The organism is Serratia sp. 201, from assembly GCF_037027545.1.
GTDB lineage: Bacteria > Pseudomonadota > Gammaproteobacteria > Enterobacterales > Enterobacteriaceae > Serratia > Serratia bockelmannii.
Genome location: NZ_JAXCHC010000001.1, coordinates 918,705 through 934,360 on the forward strand (window position 1 = coordinate 918,705; position 15,656 = coordinate 934,360).

At 61.5% G+C, this 15,656-nt stretch carries 12 protein-coding genes; 5 read left to right on the forward strand and 7 right to left on the reverse strand.

What is annotated here, in order from left to right; all coding sequences use genetic code 11:
* Positions 1-60: 60 nt before the first annotated feature.
* The 4 genes from poxB to WA302_RS04890 all read right to left on the reverse strand — a co-directional run bounded on the left by poxB (position 61) and on the right by WA302_RS04890 (position 5,767).
* Entirely contained in the window at positions 61-1,782 is a 1,722-nt protein-coding gene (gene poxB / locus WA302_RS04875; RefSeq protein WP_025302253.1) for a ubiquinone-dependent pyruvate dehydrogenase, read from the reverse strand.
* A 199-nt stretch (positions 1,783-1,981) separates the two neighbouring features.
* Positions 1,982-2,983, reverse strand: coding sequence for an NADH oxidoreductase (gene hcr / locus WA302_RS04880; protein ID WP_089180731.1), 1,002 nt, complete (start codon positions 2,981-2,983; stop codon positions 1,982-1,984).
* Between the two features lie 56 nt (positions 2,984-3,039).
* Positions 3,040-4,689, reverse strand: a complete 1,650-nt coding sequence (gene hcp / locus WA302_RS04885; RefSeq protein ID WP_149570458.1) for a hydroxylamine reductase — start codon at positions 4,687-4,689, stop codon at positions 3,040-3,042.
* Positions 4,690-4,870: 181 nt separating this feature from the next.
* Positions 4,871-5,767 carry a lysine exporter LysO family protein gene (locus WA302_RS04890; RefSeq protein ID WP_025302256.1) on the reverse strand — a complete coding sequence of 299 codons (897 nt, stop codon included), beginning with the start codon at positions 5,765-5,767 and terminating at the stop codon, positions 4,871-4,873.
* A gap of 187 nt (positions 5,768-5,954) precedes the next feature.
* Between WA302_RS04890 and WA302_RS04895 the strand changes: the two genes are divergently transcribed.
* On the forward strand, positions 5,955-7,613 hold the full coding sequence (locus WA302_RS04895; protein WP_336063139.1) for an ATP-dependent endonuclease: 1,659 nt from the start codon (positions 5,955-5,957) through the stop codon (positions 7,611-7,613).
* Between the two features lie 14 nt (positions 7,614-7,627).
* Here the strand turns inward: WA302_RS04895 and WA302_RS04900 are convergent, their stop codons facing one another.
* The gene (locus tag WA302_RS04900) at positions 7,628-8,581 is read right to left on the reverse strand and encodes a VirK/YbjX family protein (RefSeq protein WP_261456180.1); all 954 of its coding nucleotides are present in this window, start codon (positions 8,579-8,581) and stop codon (positions 7,628-7,630) included.
* A 194-nt stretch (positions 8,582-8,775) separates the two neighbouring features.
* On the opposite strand from WA302_RS04900, the gene macA reads away from it, so the two are divergent.
* Positions 8,776-9,891, forward strand: a complete 1,116-nt coding sequence (macA, locus tag WA302_RS04905; RefSeq protein ID WP_025302259.1) for a macrolide transporter subunit MacA — start codon at positions 8,776-8,778, stop codon at positions 9,889-9,891.
* Positions 9,891-11,837, forward strand: coding sequence for a macrolide ABC transporter ATP-binding protein/permease MacB (macB, locus tag WA302_RS04910; protein ID WP_049204241.1), 1,947 nt, complete (start codon positions 9,891-9,893; stop codon positions 11,835-11,837). The genes macA and macB overlap by 1 nt, the downstream gene beginning before the upstream one ends.
* An 87-nt stretch (positions 11,838-11,924) precedes the next feature.
* On the opposite strand, the gene cspD is transcribed toward macB, so the two are convergent.
* Positions 11,925-12,146 carry a cold shock-like protein CspD gene (gene cspD, locus WA302_RS04915; protein ID WP_004928349.1) on the reverse strand — a complete coding sequence of 74 codons (222 nt, stop codon included), beginning with the start codon at positions 12,144-12,146 and terminating at the stop codon, positions 11,925-11,927.
* A 355-nt stretch (positions 12,147-12,501) separates the two neighbouring features.
* Between cspD and clpS the strand changes: the two genes are divergently transcribed.
* Both clpS and clpA read left to right on the forward strand, forming a co-directional pair.
* Positions 12,502-12,822 (forward strand): ATP-dependent Clp protease adapter ClpS, encoded by a 321-nt coding sequence (gene clpS, locus WA302_RS04920; RefSeq protein ID WP_004928347.1) that lies wholly within the window; start codon positions 12,502-12,504, stop codon positions 12,820-12,822.
* 27 nt (positions 12,823-12,849) lie between these two features.
* Positions 12,850-15,129, forward strand: coding sequence for an ATP-dependent Clp protease ATP-binding subunit ClpA (clpA, locus tag WA302_RS04925; RefSeq protein ID WP_025302261.1), 2,280 nt, complete (start codon positions 12,850-12,852; stop codon positions 15,127-15,129).
* 205 nt (positions 15,130-15,334) lie between these two features.
* On the opposite strand, the gene infA is transcribed toward clpA, so the two are convergent.
* Positions 15,335-15,553 (reverse strand): translation initiation factor IF-1, encoded by a 219-nt coding sequence (gene infA, locus WA302_RS04930; protein ID WP_002211347.1) that lies wholly within the window; start codon positions 15,551-15,553, stop codon positions 15,335-15,337.
* Between the last annotated feature and the right edge of the window lie 103 nt (positions 15,554-15,656).

The following is a 15,656-nucleotide window of genomic DNA, read 5'->3' on the forward strand; positions in this document are numbered from 1 at the left end:
TAAGGGAGAGGAAAAGGGTACATGGCATCATATACCCTTTATTTCACCGGGGCAGCTTGCTTAGCGCAGCCAGTTGGTTTTCGCCAGCTCGACCACTTCGTCGCCGCGGCCGTTGATGATGGCGCGCAGCATGTACAGGCTGAAGCCTTTCGCCTGTTCGAACTTGATCTGCGGCGGCATCGCCAGCTCTTGCTTGGCGGTGACCACGTCCAGCAGCGCCGGGCCAGGGTGCGCCAACATCTCCTGCAGCGCGCCGTCCAGATCCGACGCTTTTTCCACGCGGATGCCCTTGATGCCAGCGGCGTTGGCGATCGCCGCGAAGTCCGGATTATGCAGATCGGTGCCGTCGGTCAGGTAGCCGCCCGCCTTCATCTCCATCGCCACGAACCCCAGCACGCTGTTGTTGAACACCACGATCTTCACCGGCAGCTTGAGCTGCGCCAGCGACAGGAAATCCCCCATCAGCATGGTGAAGCCGCCGTCGCCGCACATGGCGATCACCTGTTTATCCGGCGCGGTGGCCTGGGCACCTATCGCCTGCGGCATGGCGTTGGCCATCGAACCGTGGTTGAACGAGCCGAGCAGGCGACGCTTGCCGTTCATTTTCACGTAACGGGCGGCCCACACCGTCGGCGTGCCGACGTCGCAGGTGAAGATGGCGTCGTCGCTGGCGTACTGGCTGAGCTGCTGCGCCAGATATTGTGGGTGGATCGGCTGGTCGTCGTTGGCGGTCGCCAGCCCGTCGAGATCCTTACGCGCGTTGCGATAATGCTCCAGCGCCTTGTCGAGGAACGCCCGGTCGCGCTTGGGCTCCAGCTGCGGCAGCAGGGCGGTGAGGGTAGTGTGGATATCGCCCACCAGCGCCATATTGACCGGGCAGTGCGCGCCGATGCTGCCGGGGTTGATGTCGATCTGAATGATGTTGGCGTTGGTGGGGTAGAACGCGCGATAGGGGAACTGGGTGCCGAGCAGCACCAGCGTGTCGGCGTTCATCATCGCGTGGTAGCCGGAAGAGAAACCGATCAGCCCGGTCATGCCGACGCTGTAGGGGTTGTCCCATTCGATATGCTCTTTGCCGCGCAGCGCGTGCACCACCGGCGCCTGCAGCAGCTCGGCCAGCTTGACCACTTCATCGTGCGCGCCGGCGCAGCCGCTGCCGCACATCAGGGTGATGTTCTTCGCCTTGTTCAGCGTTTCCGCCAGCTTGTTCAACTCGCTCATCGGCGGCTGCACCAGCGGCAGCGCCGGGGTATGCCAGGTCAGCGTCGCGTCTTCCGGCGCCATGCGCAGCGCCACGTCGCCCGGTAAGACGACCACCGAGACGCCGCGATTGAGGATCGCCTTGCGCATGGCGATCTCCAGTACGCGCGGCAGCTGTTCCGGGTTGGAGACCAGTTCGCAATAGTGGCTGCATTCGCGGAACAGCTCCTGCGGATGGGTTTCCTGGAAGTAGCCGCTGCCGATTTCGCTGGAAGGAATGTGTGCGGCGATCGCCAGCACCGGCACATGGTTGCGGTGACAGTCGAACAGGCCGTTGATCAGATGCAGGTTGCCGGGGCCGCAGGAACCGGCGCACACCGCCAACTGGCCGGTGAGCTGGGCTTCGGCACCGGCGGCGAAGGCGGCCACCTCTTCATGGCGGGTGCCCAGCCATTCGATGGTGCCCATGCGGTGCAGGCTGTCGCTGAGGCCGTTGAGCGAATCGCCGGTTACGCCCCAAATGCGTTTTACGCCGGCTTGATCCAGCGTTTTGGCGATCAGTGTGGCTACGGTTTGCTTCATGGTTCCCCCAAACATGGTTTGAAAAACGATGTGGACTCGATCCGGTGAGTGGCAGCAGAACAACTGCAAGCATAGCTTACCGGCTGTGAACGAGATGCGGTCAGGAAGGGTAAAGAGCGTAGGACGGGAAGCAGTGTAACTGGGCTGGCCACGGGGAACTTGCCGATAAATGCCCCATCGCGGCGATGGGGCCAGGGGATCACGCCAGCGTGACGTCACCCTGCAACTGGCAACTGCAGGCCAGCACGTAGCCTTGCGCTATCTCTTCCGCGCTCAGCGTCATGGTGCTGGTGGTGGTGTAGTCGCCCTCGAGGATGCGGGTTTTGCACGAGCCGCACACCCCGGCGCGGCAGGCGGCGTTGACCGGCAGGGCATTGGCCTCCATCGCCGCCAGCAGCGTGCTGCCGACCGGCACGCGGAATTCGCGCAGCGGGCGCGCGGCGCGCAGCGTCAGTCCTTCGGTGGCGTCGGCCTGCGCCGTCGGCGTGTGGAACTGCTCTTTATGGAAATGCTCGGCCGGCACGCCGAGCCGGCGACAAAGCTGCTCCACCTGATCCATGTAGGGCGCAGGGCCGCAGGTCATCACCGTGCGTTCGGCGATATCCGGCGCCGCCTGCCGCAGCGTCTGTTCATCGATACGGCCGCTGAGGTAGCCGGGTTGCAGATCCTGCTCGGCCATCAGCGTCAGGCGCAGCTGCGGATGGGCGGCGCACAGCGCGCGCCATTGATCGGCGAAAATCGTGTCGGCGGGGGTGCGTACGTTAAAGATCACGGCGATATCGCAGGCCGGACGGTTAGCGGTCAGCCAGCGGCACATCGAGACGATCGGCGTCACGCCGCAGCCGGCGGCCAGCATCAGATAACGATCGGCCGGGTGGCGCTCGCAGCTGAATTCGCCCTGCGCGTCGGACAGCCACAGCGTGTTGCCGGGCTTGACCTCTTGCGTCAGCCAGCGCGACCCGATGCCGTCCGGCAGGCAGCGCACGCTGATGTTGAGAAAGCGGCTCTGGCCGGGCGAGGAGGAGAGCGTATAGGCGCGCAACGTCTCCTCGCTGTTGCGAATGCTGACCAGCGCGAACTGGCCAGCCTGGTAAGGGTAGAAAACGTCGCAGATCAGGTTCAGCGTCCAGACGTCGGCGGTTTCACGCTGGATGGAATGCACCTGCATGCGGTTCGGGCAAAGCGGAGTGGGTTGAGTCATCGGGGCACCTCAAAAAACAAAGGGGCCGGCGCAGGCGGCCCCATAACGTAACGGCATCAGGCGAGCAGCGCTGCAATATCCTGCTCGACGGTGGTGATCGGACGCAGGCCGAATTTCTCGTTGAGGATCGCCATCAGGTTGTCGGTCAGGAAGCCCGGCGCGGTCGGGCCGGTGACGATGTTTTTCACCCCCAGCGACAGCAGCGTCAGCAGAATGACGATCGCCTTCTGTTCAAACCACGACAGCACCAGGCTGAGCGGTAGCTCGTTGACGCTGCAGCCGAGCGTATCCGCCAGCTTGACCGCCAGCATGATGGCGGAGTAGGCGTCGTTGCACTGGCCGACGTCCAGCAGGCGCGGCAACCCTTCTAGCGTGCCGAAGTCCAGCTTGTTGAAACGGTACTTGCCGCAGGCCAGCGTCATGATCAGGCAGTCTTGCGGCACGCTGCGGGCGAAGTCGGTGAAGTAGCTGCGCTCGTCGCGGCTGCCGTCGCAGCCGCCCACCAGGAAGACGTGGCGCAGTTTTTTCTGCGACACCAGGTCGATGACCGTGTCGGCGGCGTTCAGCAGCGTCTGGCGGCCGAAGCCAACGGTGATCAGGTGCTCAATCTCGGTGTAAGGGAAGCCGTTCATGCCCTGAGCCTGGCGGATCACGGCGCCGAAGTCGTCGCCTTCCAGATGGTTGACGCCCGGCCAGCCGACGATACTGCGGGTCCAGATGCGATCGCCGTAGTTGCCGACGTTAGGATCGATGATACAGTTGGAGGTCATCACGATCGGGCCGGGGAATTTGGCGAATTCCGTCTGCTGGTTCTGCCAGCCGCTGCCGTAGTTGCCCACCAGATGTTTGAATTTTTTCAGTTCCGGATAGCCGTGCGCCGGCAGCATTTCACCGTGGGTGTAGACGTTGACGTTTTGCCCTTCGGTTTGCTCGAGCAGCATGCGCAGATCTTTCAGATCGTGGCCGGAAATCAGAATGGCTTTCCCGGCCACCGGGCGCACGTTGACTGCGCTGGGTTGCGGATCGCCGTAGGCCTGGGTTTCACCGCGATCGAGGATCGCCATCACGTTGAAGTTCATCTTGCCGATGCCCATGGCGTTGTTCAGCAGGGTGTCGACGTCGCGCGGCCGGGTGCCGAGCCAGGCCATAAAGGCGTGGTAGTCGGCATAGAGTTGCTCGTCGAACTGGCCGAGCACGTGCGCGTGTTCCATATAGGCCGCCGCGCCTTTCAGGCCGTACAGGCACAGCATGCGCAAACCGTGTACGTCGTCGCCGACCTCGGCCTTGTCGCTGTTGAGGGCAAACTGCGCCGCCTGCTGCAGCAGCGCAGGCATATCGTTGCCGGCCAGCTGCAGCGCCGCCATCGGGTGATCGACGCGCACGCCGGCGTCCAGCAGCCGGCAACGGGCGGCCAGCGAGTCGCGCAGCAGCAGGGTTTCCCGCGCGTAGCCGATGATGCGCTGGGAGTCGAAGTTGACGTTGGTCAGGGTGGAGAAGAAGGCGCGCGGGGCGAAGCTGTCGATCTCGTGGTCGACGATGCCCAGCGAACGCGCCTGCAGCGCCCAGGCGGAGAGTCCCTGCAGCGCCGCCACCAGCAGATCCTGCAGATCGGAGGTTTCCGCCGTTTTGCCGCACATGCCCTGAGCATACGAGCAGCCGTTGCCTGCCGGGGTACGGATGGTTTGTTCACATTGCACACAGAACATAGTCGCTTCCTTTTATTTTTAAAGTTGCATTTATAATGCTTGTTTAAAAGCATAGATCGGCGATCGGGGTTGCAAAAGGCTTTTGTGCGACTACTGCGGGCAAGTTTGATTTAGCGCAATTTTGCCGTGCGGATGGGAATGATTACGCTTTGGGGGCCGGGTAGCCCCCAAGGGAAAAGGATCAGGAGAACAGGGCGATCAGCACCGGCGCCAGCAGGCTCAGCAGGAAGCCGTGCACGATGGCGGGGGGCACCATGTCCAGCCCGCCGCTGCGCTGCAGCACCGGCAGGGTGAAGTCCATCGAGGTGGCGCCGCACAGGCCGAGGGCGGTGGAGCGGCTGCGGCGCACCAGCGTCGGGATCAGCATGATCGCCACCAGCTCGCGCGCCAGATCGTTGAAGAACGCGGCGCTGCCCATCACCGGGCCGTAGGCGTCGGTGATCAGAATGCCGGACAGCGAGTACCAGCCGAAACCGGAGGCCATCGCCAGCCCGGCCTTGATCGGCAACCCCAGCAGCTGCGCCGCCAGCGCGCCGCCGGCCAGCGACGCGACGGTCACCACCAACGCCACCAGCGTGCCGCGGCGGTTGAGCACGATCTGGCGCAGCGTCATGCCGCTGTTGCGCAGCTGAATGCCGACCAGCAACAGCAGGAAGATCAGCGCATATTCGCTGCCTTTATGGGCGAACTGCAGCCATTGCCACTGCGTCAGGCCGAGCAGGAAGCCGCCGAGCACCACGCCGCACAGCTTGAGCGACTCCAGCGCCATATGCACGCGCGAGGGCAGCTTTTCCTGTTTATGGCTGCTGCGCCACGGCATGCGCCGCTCCAGCAGCGCCAGCAACAGCAGATTGGCGCAGAGAATGCAGAAGAAGAATACCGCGCTGTACTGGAAGATCAGCACCAGGTTACTGCTGAGATCTTCCATAAACGCCAGGCTGATGCCCATGAAAAACAGGATCACGTACACCATCCAACTGAGCAGCCGGTTGATCAGCACCAGCAGCGGGCGATGGCGTAAGGGAATGAGGTAACCGACAATCAGCGGTAACAGAATAATCAACAGTCCTGAGTACATGGTGCAACGAGTGTCCTTGAGTTTTGATGCGCGCCGAACGGCGGCGAGGAGCACACGCTAACCAAAAGCCCGGCCGGAGTAAAGCGGCAGATTTGACGCTGGCCGCTTGACCTGCAAGGGGTTTTTTGACCATGCTCTGTGAAGGTCGCCTCATTGAAGAGGCGACGGCGCGCACGGGAGGCGGCGGATGTTCTTGGAGCGTATCGAAATTGTAGGTTTTCGCGGCATTAATCGGCTGTCCCTGATGCTGGACGACAACACGCTGTTGCTCGGCGAAAACGCCTGGGGTAAATCCAGCCTGCTGGATGCGCTGACGCTGCTGCTGGCGCCGGAGCAGAAGCTGTATCGGTTTGAAGCGCACGATTTCCATTTCCCCCCCGGTGAAGAGTCGGCCAAAGAGCGCCACCTGCAGGTGGTGTTCACCTTCTGCGAAAAAGACATCGGCCATGCGCACCTGCCGCGCTATCGCCACCTGACGCCGCTGTGGGTCAAGGGCGAGGATGGCCTGAGCCGCATTCATTACCGCTGCGAGGGCGAGCTGGCCGACGACGGCACGGTGTGCACCTGGCGCGGTTTTCTCGACGCCGACGGCAATGCCTTTCAATTGCACCATATCGAACAGCTGGCCCACTCCATCATCCGCATTCATCCGGTACTGCGCCTGCGCGACGCACGCTTTATTCGCCGCCTGCGCCCCAGCAGCCTCGGCGATGAACGTAAACCCGATACCCAGGCGCTGGCGCAGCAGTTGGATCAGCTGACGCGCGAGCTGGTGCGCAATCCGCAGAAGCTGACCAACGGCGAGCTGCGTCAGGGGCTGGCGGCGATGCAGCAGTTGCTGGAGCACTATTTTGCCGAGCAGAGTTCGCAGGTGGCGCGGCCACGCCGCCGCGGCGGTGAACCGGAGCAGGACGCCTGGCGTGCGCTGGACGGCATCAACCGCATGGTGGCCGAACCGAACAGCCGCAGCATGCGCCTGATCCTGCTCGGGATGTTTTCCACCCTGTTGCAGGCCAAGGGCGACGTCAAGCTGGATCCCCATGCCCGGCCGCTGCTGCTGGTGGAAGACCCGGAAACTCGCCTGCACCCGATCATGCTGTCGGTGGCCTGGGGGCTGCTCAATCAGCTGCCATTGCAGCGCATCACCACCACCAACTCCAGCGAACTGGTGTCGCTGGTGCCGGTGGAGCACGTCTGCCGGCTGGTGCGCGAGTCGGGCCGGGTCGCGACCTACCGTCTCGGGCCGCGCGGGCTGAGCGCCGAAGACGGGCGGCGCATCGCGTTTCACATCCGTTTCAACCGGCCGTCGTCGCTATTCGCCCGCTGCTGGCTGCTGGTGGAAGGCGAGACCGAAGTGTGGCTGCTTAACGAGCTGGCGCGCCAGTGCGGCTACCATTTCGAGGCGGAAGGGGTGAGGGTCATCGAGTTCGCTCAGTGCGGCCTGAAGCCGCTGCTGCGCTTCGCCCGCCGCATGGGCATCGAGTGGCATGCGCTGGTGGACGGCGATGAGGCGGGCAAAAAGTACGCCAACACCGTACGCAGCCTGCTGGACAATCATGAAGACAACGAACGCGATCGGCTGACCGCGCTGCCGGCGCCGGACATGGAACACTTCATGTTCCGTGAAGGGTTCGCCCCGGTCTATCACCGAATGGCGTCGGTGCCGATCAACGCGCAGATGCCGGTGCGCAAGGTGATCCTGAAAGCGGTCCACCACTCGTCGAAGCCGGATCTGGCGATCGAGGTCGCGATGCAGGCCGGCGAATGGGGCACGGACTCGGTGCCGCCGCTGCTGAAGAAAATGTTCTCACGGGTGATCTGGCTGGCGCGCGGCCGGGCGGACTGACGGCCCGCCGGGCGTTATCGGGCGCAGAAATGCGCCGCCAATCCCTGTTCCAGCTCGTCCAGCAACTGATAGCGACGGCGATACTCGGCGCGCTTCTTGCTGGCAACCTCTTCGATAGGTTTGCGGGCGATGTGCTCGGGCAGCAGAAAATAGCCGTTGTCGAGCGGTTTGGCGCCCATCGACAGCCAGAACTGATCGTAATCGGCGTGCAGTTGATCCTTCTTCTTACTCTGGTAACGCCAGTTTTGATAGATATGGGTGGCATTGCCGACGGCTACGATCTGGCGGATGCCGAGGTGCCGCGCCAGCGTGCAAATGCCTTCCAGCACCAGCCGTTTGGGGAACAGACCGTGGCACTCTTTGGTGGTGTGCTGGATCTCGGCGTGCGGCACCTCATGGTTCGCGCCCTGCAGGCCGCCGATGAACAGCGTCGGCTGCTGCTGATAATGCATCAGCGCAAAGGTGATCTCCGCCAGCATCACGCCGTTGGCGTTGCGCAGCAGCAGCGTGGCTTCCCCTTCCTTATTCAGTTTGTCGATCGCCGCCAATTCCAGCGTGATCGGCGCTTCGTTTTTGCCCATCGCGCGGGCCAGCACGAAAGGCTGTGGGCCGAGGTGGCCGAGACGCATCTTTAGCGGCATGCGCTGCACGATGAGATCGTAATGATCGCGCAGGGCGAACAGGCATTCGATCTGGCTCATGTTGGCTGCCAGGTAGGGGCGATGCAGCTTGCACGGCAGGTTCGGCTGCGCGCTCAGGATCTCCTCCAGCAGCGGGTTGCTGGCCAGGGTGCTGAGCAGGCCGCTGGTGGTGCGCCAGTTGAGCAGCGAGCGGCCGAGAAACTTCAGGCGAAACGAGGTTTTTTTCCAGGCGTTGCTTGGCGCCTTTTCGCCATTGATCAGCGCCGTCATCAGTTGCCAGCCGTTAAGCGGCCGGGCGGAGGCGAGTGGGTAGCTGAGCTGTGACATGATGAAATCCTTGGCTGTGTTGAATGGCGCTATTTCATCAAGGCTTCACTAAACGAGAGTTCAATGCTGAACTGTAACCAGGCGTGTCTCCACATTGTGTTGAGCTAAGGTTTAGTTATTCCCTACGGTGCGTGCTAATTTAGCTCCGCCGCCGCAATGGGCGGTCGATATTCACAAGCACAGGCAGGTCAATTTTGACAGGGTTTAAAGGACACAAACGCCGCTGGATACTCGCACTGGCGGTGATTGCGGCGATTGCCGCGGCGGCCGTTTGGCACTTCCGCCATCCGGCGCCAACCGCTTTCAAAACGGTAAAGGTCACCAAGCGCGATCTGCAGCAGAACGTGTTGGCGACCGGCCAGCTGGACGCGGTGCGCAAGGTTGACGTCGGCGCGCAGGTCAGCGGGCAGTTGGAAAAGTTGTATGTCGAGATCGGCGACAAGGTGAAAAAAGGCCAGTTGCTGGGGGTTATCGATCCGCAACAGGCGCAGAACAGCATTCGCGAAGGCGAGGCGACGCTGCGCGAGCTGCATGCGCAGCTGCTGCAGGCACAGGCCGAGCAGCAATTGGCGGCGGTCACGCTGCAGCGCAACCAGGCGCTGGCCAAACTGCAGGCGGTATCGCGTCAGGATCTGGATCAGGCGGCGACGCAGCTGGCGGTGAAGAAAGCGCAGGTGGGCACCATCAATGCGCAGATCGCCCGCAACCAGGCCAGCCTGGATACCGCCAAGATCAACCTGGCCTACACCCGCATCGAAGCCCCGATGGACGGCGACGTGGTGCAGATCACCACGCTGCAGGGCCAGACGGTGATCGCGGCGCAACAGGCGCCGAACATTCTGACGTTGGCGGATCTCGGCACCATGCTGGTGAAGGCGCAGGTCTCGGAGGCTGACGTCATTAACCTCAAGCCGGGTCAGAAGGCCTGGTTCACGGTGCTGGGCGATCCGACTCGGCGCTTCGACGGCGTGCTGAAAGACATTCAGCCGACGCCGGAAAAGGTCAATAATGCCATCTTCTATTATGCGCGTTTCGAAGTGCCCAACCCGGAAAGGCTGCTGCGCTTGCAAATGACGGCGCAGGTGCATATTCAGCTGGCCGGCGTCGAGCAGGCGCTGGTGATCCCGCTGGCGGCGTTGGGTGACCAGATCGCCGACAATCGCTACCACGTCTCGGTGCTGAAACAGGGCAAGGAAGAGAAGCGTGAGGTGGCTATCGGCCTGCGCAACAATATCGATGTGCAAATCCTCAGCGGGCTTGAGGCGGGCGATGAGGTGATTGTCAGCCGCGGTGGCGTGGAGGCCGGCTGATGGCGGCGCTGTTGCAGCTGAGCGGCATTCGCCGCAGCTACCGTTCCGGCGAGCAGACGGTGGAGGTGCTGAAGGGGATCAGTCTGAGCATCGACGCCGGGGAAATGGTGGCGATCATGGGGGCCTCCGGCTCCGGCAAATCGACGCTGATGAACATTCTGGGCTGTCTGGACAAGCCGAGCGCCGGGGTCTATCGGGTGGCCGGACAGGATGTGGCGACGCTGAGCGACGATGCGCTGGCGCAGCTGCGGCGCGAACATTTTGGCTTTATTTTCCAGCGTTATCATCTGCTGCCGCACCTGAGTGCGGCGCATAACGTCGAGGTGCCGGCGGTGTACGCGGGGCTGGGCAAAGCGGCGCGGCGCGAACGGGCGGAGGCGCTGTTGCGGCGCCTGGGGCTGGGGGAGCGCGTTAACTACCGGCCGAGCCAGCTTTCCGGCGGCCAGCAGCAGCGCGTCAGTATCGCCCGCGCGTTGATGAACGGCGGGCAGGTGATCCTGGCGGATGAACCGACCGGCGCGCTCGACAGCCACTCCGGCGAAGAGGTGATGGCGATCCTCAAACAGCTGTGCGCCCAGGGCCACACGGTGATCCTGGTGACCCACGATCCAGCGGTGGCGCGCCAGGCTGAACGGATCATCGAGATCCGCGACGGCGAAATCATTGCCGACTCGCGTCCGGCGCCGCCGGAGGATACCCAGGCCAAGCCGCTGGCGCTGGCCGCCGCGGCGCCTTCCTGGCGGCAGATGGGCGGCCGCTTTCGCGAAGCGCTGGTGATGGCCTGGCGTGCGATGGCGGCCAACAAGATGCGCACCGCGCTGACCATGCTCGGCATCATTATCGGCATCGCCTCGGTGGTATCGATCCTGGTGATCGGCGACGCCGCCAAGCAGATGGTGCTGGCGGACATCAAATCGATCGGCACCAACACCGTCGACATTTACCCCGGCAAGGACTTCGGCGACGACGATCCAACCTACAGGCAATCGCTGAAATACGGCGATCTCGATGCGCTGCGCGAACAGCCGTATATCAGCGCGCTGTCGCCGAGCATCAGCAGCAGCATGCGGCTGCGGCTGGGTAACGTCGACGCGGCGGCCAATGTCAACGGCGTCAGCGAACAGTTCTTCCGCGTGTACGGTATGAGCTTTACCCAGGGCGTCGGCATCGATCCGATGCAGGTGCAGTCACAGGCGCAGACGGTGGTGATCGACGCCAATACCCAACGGCGGCTGTTCCCGCACCAGAAAAACGTGGTGGGCGAGGTGATCCTGGTGGGCAACATGCCGGCGACGGTGGTCGGCGTGGCTAAAGAGAAGCAGTCGATGTTCGGCAGCAGCAAGACGCTGAACGTGTGGGTGCCTTACAGCACCATGGCCAACCGGCTGATGGGCAACAATTATTTCGACTCGATCACCGTGCGCATTCGCGACGGCTACGACAGCAAGGAAGCGGAACAGCAGCTGTCACGCCTGTTGACGCTGCGCCACGGCAAAAAGGACTTCTTCACCTATAACATGGACAGCCTGGTGCAAACCGCAGAGAAAACCACCCGCACGCTGCAGCTGTTCCTGACGCTGGTGGCGGTGATTTCGCTGGTGGTCGGCGGCATCGGCGTGATGAACATCATGCTGGTGTCGGTGACCGAGCGCACGCGCGAGATTGGCATCCGCATGGCGGTGGGCGCCCGTTCCGGCGACGTGTTGCAACAGTTCTTGATCGAGGCGGTGTTGGTCTGCCTGGTGGGGGGCGCGCTGGGGATTACGCTGTCGTTCGCCATCGGCCTGGCGGTGCAGCTGGTATTGCCGGGCTGGCAGATCAGCTTCCCGCCGGCGGCGTTGCTGAGCGCGTTCCTCTGTTCCACCGGTATCGGCGTGGTGTTCGGCTATCTGCCGGCGCGCAATGCCGCGCGGCTGAATCCGATCGATGCGCTGGCGCGCGAGTAAGTAAAAGGCATAAAAAATGCCAGTCACACGGCGGCTGGCATTTTTATCGCAGTCAGGGTCAATGCAGCGCGACGCTGCCGGAAGCGTTTAGGACAGCGCCTCGCTTTCCACCGGCACAATAAGACTGGCATGGTTCCCTTTTGGCCCTTGATGCACGTCGAAGCTGACCTGCTGGCCTGCCTTCAACGTTCTGTAACCATCCATCTTGATGGTGGAGTAATGCGCGAAAATATCTTCGCCACCGCCGGCTGGGCAGATGAAGCCAAAGCCTTTGGCGTTGTTAAACCATTTAACAGTACCCGTCTCCATGCTTTTACATCCCTCGCAACGCTATTTTAAGTGAGATGAATAACTGAATTCGCACCCGCCGTAGGCGGGTAGCAGGGTGGACAAGGGGTGGTTAAAAGACCACCAGCCACGAATTTACACTCTAGAGCAAATGATCGGGGCGTCAAGGGATCGGCTTTTGTCGGCGGGGAGCAGTTCACCAAAGTTTGAAGCAGGTAACGCTATTGCCACGATTCAGTCACAATTGGCCCGTTTTTTTGCGCACGTTACAGTGCGGCGGGACGATGCCGAAGATGATAAAATAGTAACTATCCCCACTTTGAATAACCGAAACCTGCCCCCATATCAGAGGGCAGAGCAGAGAAGATGAGCAGCGATGGGCAATAACAACGACTGGCTAAATTTTGAACACTTGGCCGAAGAAAAACAAATCGATGCGGTAAAACCGCCGTCTATGTATAAAGTTATACTTAACAACGACGATTACACACCGATGGAATTTGTGATTGACGTTCTGCAAAAGTTCTTTTCTTATGATATTGAACGCGCAACGCAACTGATGCTCACGGTCCACTATCAAGGCAAGGCGATCTGTGGTGTTTTTACCGCCGAGGTGGCGGAAACCAAAGTCGTCCATGTGAACCGGTACGCAAGGGAGAACGAGCATCCGTTGCTTTGTACGCTGGAAAAAGCCTGAATAAGGCAATCTATTGGGGAGGTGCTTATGCTCAATCAAGAACTGGAACTCAGTCTCAACATGGCTTTCGCCAGGGCGCGTGAGCACAGACACGAGTTTATGACCGTGGAGCACCTGTTGCTGGCGTTGCTGAGCAACCCTGCCGCGCGAGAAGCGCTTGAGGCATGTACGGTGGATCTGGCCGCGTTGCGCCAGGAGCTGGAAGCCTTCATCGAACAAACCACACCGACGCTGCCCGCCGGCGAAGAAGAGCGCGACACTCAGCCGACGCTCAGCTTCCAGCGCGTGTTGCAGCGTGCGGTCTTCCATGTGCAATCTTCCGGCCGCAGCGAAGTGTCCGGCGCCAACGTGTTGGTGGCCATCTTCAGCGAGCAGGAGTCGCAGGCGGCTTATCTGCTGCGCAAGCACGACGTCAGCCGTCTCGACGTGGTGAACTTCATTTCACATGGCACGCGTAAAGACGAGCCGGGCCAAGCGCCGAATGCGGAAAACCCGGTGAACGAAGAGCAGTCCGGAGGGGAAGACCGTATGGAAAACTTCACCACCAACCTCAATCAGTTGGCCCGTGTGGGCGGCATCGATCCGTTGATCGGCCGCGATCGTGAGCTGGAGCGCGCGATTCAGGTGCTGTGCCGTCGTCGTAAAAACAACCCGCTGCTGGTCGGCGAATCCGGCGTGGGCAAGACCGCCATCGCTGAAGGCCTGGCCTGGCGTATCGTGCAGGGCGACGTGCCGGAAGTGATGGCGGACTGCACGTTGTATTCGCTGGATATCGGTTCACTGCTGGCCGGCACCAAATACCGCGGCGACTTCGAGAAACGCTTCAAGGCGCTGCTCAAGCAGCTGGAACAGGATCAGAACAGCATCCTGTTCATCGATGAAATTCACACCATCATCGGCGCCGGTGCGGCTTCCGGCGGGCAAGTGGATGCTGCCAACCTGATCAAACCGCTGCTGTCGAGCGGCAAGATCCGGGTGATCGGCTCGACCACCTACCAGGAGTTCAGCAACATCTTCGAAAAGGATCGCGCTTTGGCGCGCCGTTTCCAGAAGATCGATATCACCGAACCGACGGCGGAAGAGACCGTTCAGATCATCAACGGCCTGAAAACCAAGTATGAGGCGCACCACGACGTGCGTTATACCGCCAAGGCGATCCGCGCCGCGGTGGAGCTGTCGGTGAAATACATCAACGATCGTCATCTGCCGGACAAGGCGATAGACGTGATCGACGAGGCGGGCGCCCGCAGCCGACTGATGCCGGCCAGCAAGCGCAAGAAAACCGTCAACGTGGCCGATATCGAATCCGTGGTGGCGCGCATCGCTCGTATCCCGGAGAAAACCGTGTCGGCCAGCGATCGCGACGTGCTGAGAAACCTGGGCGATCGTTTGAAGATGCTGGTATTCGGCCAGGATCAGGCGATCGAAGCGCTGACGGAAGCCATCAAGATGAGCCGCGCCGGTCTGGGCCACGAGCGCAAGCCGGTCGGTTCCTTCCTGTTCGCCGGGCCGACCGGGGTCGGGAAAACCGAGGTCACCGTACAGTTGGCCAAGGCGATGGATATCGAGCTGCTGCGTTTCGACATGTCCGAGTACATGGAGCGGCATACCGTCAGCCGTCTGATCGGCGCGCCTCCGGGCTATGTCGGTTACGATCAGGGCGGGCTGCTGACCGATGCGGTGATCAAGCATCCGCATGCGGTAGTGCTGCTCGATGAGATCGAGAAGGCGCACCCGGACGTGTTCAACCTGCTGCTGCAGGTGATGGACAACGGCACGCTGACCGACAACAACGGCCGCAAGGCGGACTTCCGCAATGTGATCCTGGTGATGACCACCAACGCCGGGGTGCGGGAAACCGAACGCAAATCGATCGGTCTGGTGCAGCAGGACAACAGCACCGACGCGATGGAAGAGATCAAGAAGGTGTTTACGCCAGAGTTCCGCAACCGTCTGGACAACATCATCTGGTTCAACCATCTGTCTACCGAAGTGATCCAGCAGGTGGTCGACAAGTTTATCGTCGAACTGCAGGCGCAGCTGGATGCGAAGGGCGTCTCGCTGGAAGTGAGCGACGAAGCACGCGACTGGCTGTCGGTGAAGGGCTACGACCGTGCGATGGGCGCTCGTCCGATGGCGCGCGTCATGCAGGAAAACCTGAAGAAACCGTTGGCCAACGAGCTGCTGTTCGGTTCGCTGGTGGACGGCGGTTCCGTGAAGGTCGAGCTGGACAAGGACAAGAAACAGCTGACCTACCACTTCCTCAGTGCCGCCAAGCGCAAGGCGGACGAGGGTGCGGTGCATTAAGGCCGCTTCAGGCAAAGAAAAAGCGATGCTTCGGCATCGCTTTTTTTTATGGGTGAGATTCACCGTACAACAGAAACGAGTGAGCCCTCTCAGTTTACCTGCGCACCTGCAACCCGTTGTGTAACGTCGCTGCGGGGGTAAACGGAAAGGGCTCCCGAGGGATTACATCCTCGATGCCGCCAGCATGTGGCGCGCGGTGAGCCGATTAACGGCTACGGAAGACAATGCGGCCTTTGCTCAGGTCGTACGGGGTCAGCTCTACAGTGACTTTGTCGCCCGTCAGGATGCGGATATAGTTTTTACGCATTTTACCGGAGATGTGTGCGGTTACCACGTGCCCGTTTTCCAATTCAACGCGGAACATGGTGTTCGGCAGCGTATCAAGAACGGTGCCCTGCATTTCAATATTGTCTTCTTTGGCCATCGAATCCTCTAGGTCTAACTACCTTAGTTTTTAACCGGCAAGATAATGCCGAAAAACCCCCATTATGTAAAGATGTGTCGGTGAACATTGCACCGTTTCCATC